The sequence below is a fragment of the Actinomadura sp. RB99 genome, assembly GCF_014706005.1.
Lineage (GTDB): Bacteria > Actinomycetota > Actinomycetes > Streptosporangiales > Streptosporangiaceae > Spirillospora.
This window is the reverse complement of record NZ_JABMCA010000157.1, coordinates 1-3,196: the sequence shown is the minus strand read 5'-3', so window position 1 is coordinate 3,196 and position 3,196 is coordinate 1. Positions and strand designations below refer to the sequence as shown.

At 74.4% G+C, this 3,196-nt stretch carries 3 protein-coding genes; 1 reads left to right on the top strand and 2 read right to left on the bottom strand.

All coding sequences use genetic code 11. From position 1 onward, the window contains the following. Nucleotides 1-101: 101 nt before the first annotated feature. On the bottom strand, nt 102-743 hold the full coding sequence (locus amrb99_RS49150; RefSeq protein ID WP_190868988.1) for a hypothetical protein: 642 nt from the start codon (nt 741-743) through the stop codon (nt 102-104). Nucleotides 744-864: 121 nt separating this feature from the next. Next, the gene (locus amrb99_RS49145; RefSeq protein ID WP_347257206.1) at nt 865-1,719 is read right to left on the bottom strand and encodes an undecaprenyl-diphosphate phosphatase; all 855 of its coding nucleotides are present in this window, start codon (nt 1,717-1,719) and stop codon (nt 865-867) included. Nucleotides 1,720-1,956: 237 nt separating this feature from the next. Between amrb99_RS49145 and amrb99_RS49140 the strand changes: the two genes are divergently transcribed. Next, entirely contained in the window at nt 1,957-2,910 is a 954-nt protein-coding gene (locus tag amrb99_RS49140; protein WP_190868987.1) for an aldo/keto reductase, read from the top strand. Nucleotides 2,911-3,196 lie beyond the last annotated feature (286 nt).

The window sequence follows — 3,196 nt, the reverse complement described above, 5'->3', positions numbered from 1 at the left end:
GCCCTGGCCCGCCGACGAGTGAACGTTCTGTGGGCACTTCTGCGTGACGGACGGTGCTATCAGCTCACACCACCGGTCACCGCTGCGGCTTGACAACAGCATTAGGAAGCGTCCTGGCCGGGCATCCGGCCGGAGAGCAGTTCGGGAGGCGGCGCGGCCAGCAGCACGGCCCACAGGTGCGACTCGGCGCCCTGCGCCTCCAGCCGGCGGCGCAGCCGCTCCACCCCTCCCCTGGTCGGCAGCGCCAGCCACAGCAGCAGCGGGTAGCCGACGACGAACCCGGCGACGAACACCACCACGGCGTGCCCGATCATCGCCAGCGGCAGGCCCAGCAGGATCACGCCCTCGGCCAGCGCGAACCGCAGCAGCACCGCCTGCCGGAACTGCGTCAGCGCCAGCCGCGCCGCCGCCGGAGGCTCGGCGCCGGGCGCCATCGCCAGCGGGGCGCGCGGGCCGGCCAGGGCCGCGACCGCCGCCGCCAGCAGCAGCGGCGCGTAGATCCACGGCGGGGCGTCCCCGGCGGCGCCGCCGCGGTTGTCGACGATCAGCGGGGTCAGCGCGAGGATCAGCACGGGCGCGCCGACCAGCACCAGCATCATCAGGCGCATCCGTCCCAGCACCGTCGTGCCCCGCAGCGAGGCGAGGTAGCCCGGGTCGTCGCCGGGGCCGGCGCCGAACACCGGGTCGGCGGACGGCCCGCCGGCGCCCTCCGGCGAGTGCATCGAGTACGGGGATGGTGCCATGGCCCGGCACTTTAGCCCGGCGGTGACCCGCCGGAACAGATCCCCTGAGGATCTTCGCGCGGGTCAGGCGGCGCGTCCGTCCCGCGGAGCGCGGCCGTGGCCGGGTCCGGGGGCGGGCGGGTCAGGTCGCGGAGATCGCGCCGGCCGCGAGCAGGCCCATCAGGACGCCGCCGAGCGCCACCCGGTAGAACACGAACACGTTCGTGGAGTGCCGGGTGAGGAACTTCAGCAGCCAGGCGATGCACGCGTACCCGACCACGAACGACACCGCGGTCGCGATCGCGGTCGGGACGACCTGCAGCGACCCGTCGAACGCCTTGCGCAGCTCGAACAGACCCGACAGCACCACCGCCGGGATCGACAGCAGGAAGGAGTAGCGGGCGGCGGCCTCGCGGGTGTACCCGAGAAACAGCGCCCCGGTCATCGTCGAGCCCGACCGCGACGACCCGGGGATCAGCGCGAGCGCCTGGAACCCGCCGATGATCAGGCCGTCCCGCATGTTCAGGTCGGCGACCTCGCGCTTGCCGATGCCGGCCCACTCGGCGACCATCAGCAGCAGGCCGAGGACGATCAGCGAGGACGCGTTCAGCCACAGGTTCCGCGCGCCGCCCTCGATGAAGCCGTTGAGGGCCAGGCCGATGACCGCCACCGGGACGGTGCCGAGGCCGATGTACCAGCCGAGCCGCGCGTCCTGCCGGGGGCGCAGCTCCGGCGTCCACAGGCTCTTCGTCCACGTCGTCAGGATGCGGACGAGGTCGCGCCAGAAGTAGATGACGACCGCGGCCATGGTGCCGAGCTGGATGACGGCGGTGAAGGCCGCGCCCGGGTCCTTCCAGCCGAGCAGTTTCGGCACGATGAGCAGGTGACCGGAGCTGGAGATCGGCAGGAACTCGGTGAGTCCCTGGACGATCCCGAGCACGGTCGCTTCCACGACGTTCACGAGCGGCGGGTCCCCTCCGAATGCGAGATCGGCCACGGCGCCGATCCCGGTGAAGCGTATCCGCCGCCCGCCGCGCCCCGGTTCCCGCGCATCGCCGCCGTCCGGCCCGGCGCCCGCCCCACCTGCGAGAACACCCTTTTCGGCCACTGCCGGGACGAATCATGCTCATGTTCCCGTCACCTGCCGTACACCTGCCTTCGCGCACGTCACCGGGCGGACGCGGATCGTGACGGCGCCGTGGGGCGCCCGCGATGACCGCTAGATTGACCGCCTATGAAGGAGCGTCACCTCGGGCGGAGCGGGCTGCTGGTGTCCCGGCTGGGGCTGGGCACCATGACGTGGGGCCAGGACACCGAGCCGGACGAGGCCGCGGAGCAGCTCGTGGCGTTCGCGGAGGCCGGCGGCACGCTGGTGGACACCGCCGACGTCTACAGCGACGGCGACAGCGAGCGGATCCTCGGGGCCCTGCTGCGCGAGGTCGTCGACCGCGACGCCTTCGTCATCGCCACCAAGGCGGCGATCCGCCCGAACGGGCGCTACGACGGGTCCCGCCGGCACCTGCTGCGCGCCCTGGACGCGTCCCTGGACCGGATGGACCTCGACCACGTCGACCTGTGGCAGCTGCACGTCTACGACCCGGCGACGCCGCTGGAGGAGACGCTGTCGGCGCTGGACGAGGCGGTGGCGTCCGGCCGCGCCCGCTACGTCGGCGTCTCCAACTACGCGGGCTGGCAGGTGGCCAAGGCCGCCGCGTGGCAGCGCGCCTGGCCGGGGCGCGCCCCGATCGTGTCGGCGCAGCTGGAGTACTCGCTGCTGAGCCGCGACATCGAGCGGGAGGTGGTGCCGGCGGCGCTGGACGCCGGCGCCGGGCTGCTGCCGTTCTCGCCGCTCGGGCGGGGTGTGCTCACCGGCAAGTACCGCACCGGCATCCCCGCCGGGTCGCGGGCCGCCGCGCCGCGCTTCGCCGACTTCGTCCAGCCCTACCTGGACGAGGAGTGCGCGCGGATCGTGGAGTCGGTGGTGACCGCCGCCGAGGGCCTCGGCGTGTCGCCGCTCAGCGTGGCGCTGGCCTGGGTCCGGGACCGGCCCGGGGTCGCCGCCCCGATCGTCGGCGCCCGCACCGCCGCGCAGCTGGGGGCCATCCTGGACAGCGAGGACCTGACGCTGCCGAACGAGATCCGGGCCGCCCTGGACGACGTCTCCGACATGTCCCCCTCCCACCAGTGACCGCGCCCGCACCGTGACCGCCCGCACCGTGACCGCCCGCCCGGTGACCGCCCGCCCCGCGACCGCCCCTCTCGTGCCCGCCTCCGTGACCGGGCGGGCCGTCCGTGGCACGCTCGGGACGGTCCACCGCCAACCGTGAGAAGCCGCGACGGGAAGCCCGTGACCGACACCCCACCTGAGATCGACAGCCCCTCGCCCGAGTCCCCGCAGGAGCGCGCCGCCCGCGCCGCCGAGGCGATGCGCGCGGCCGAGGCCGCCGGGGCCCGCGCCGCCGAGGCCGCCCGCG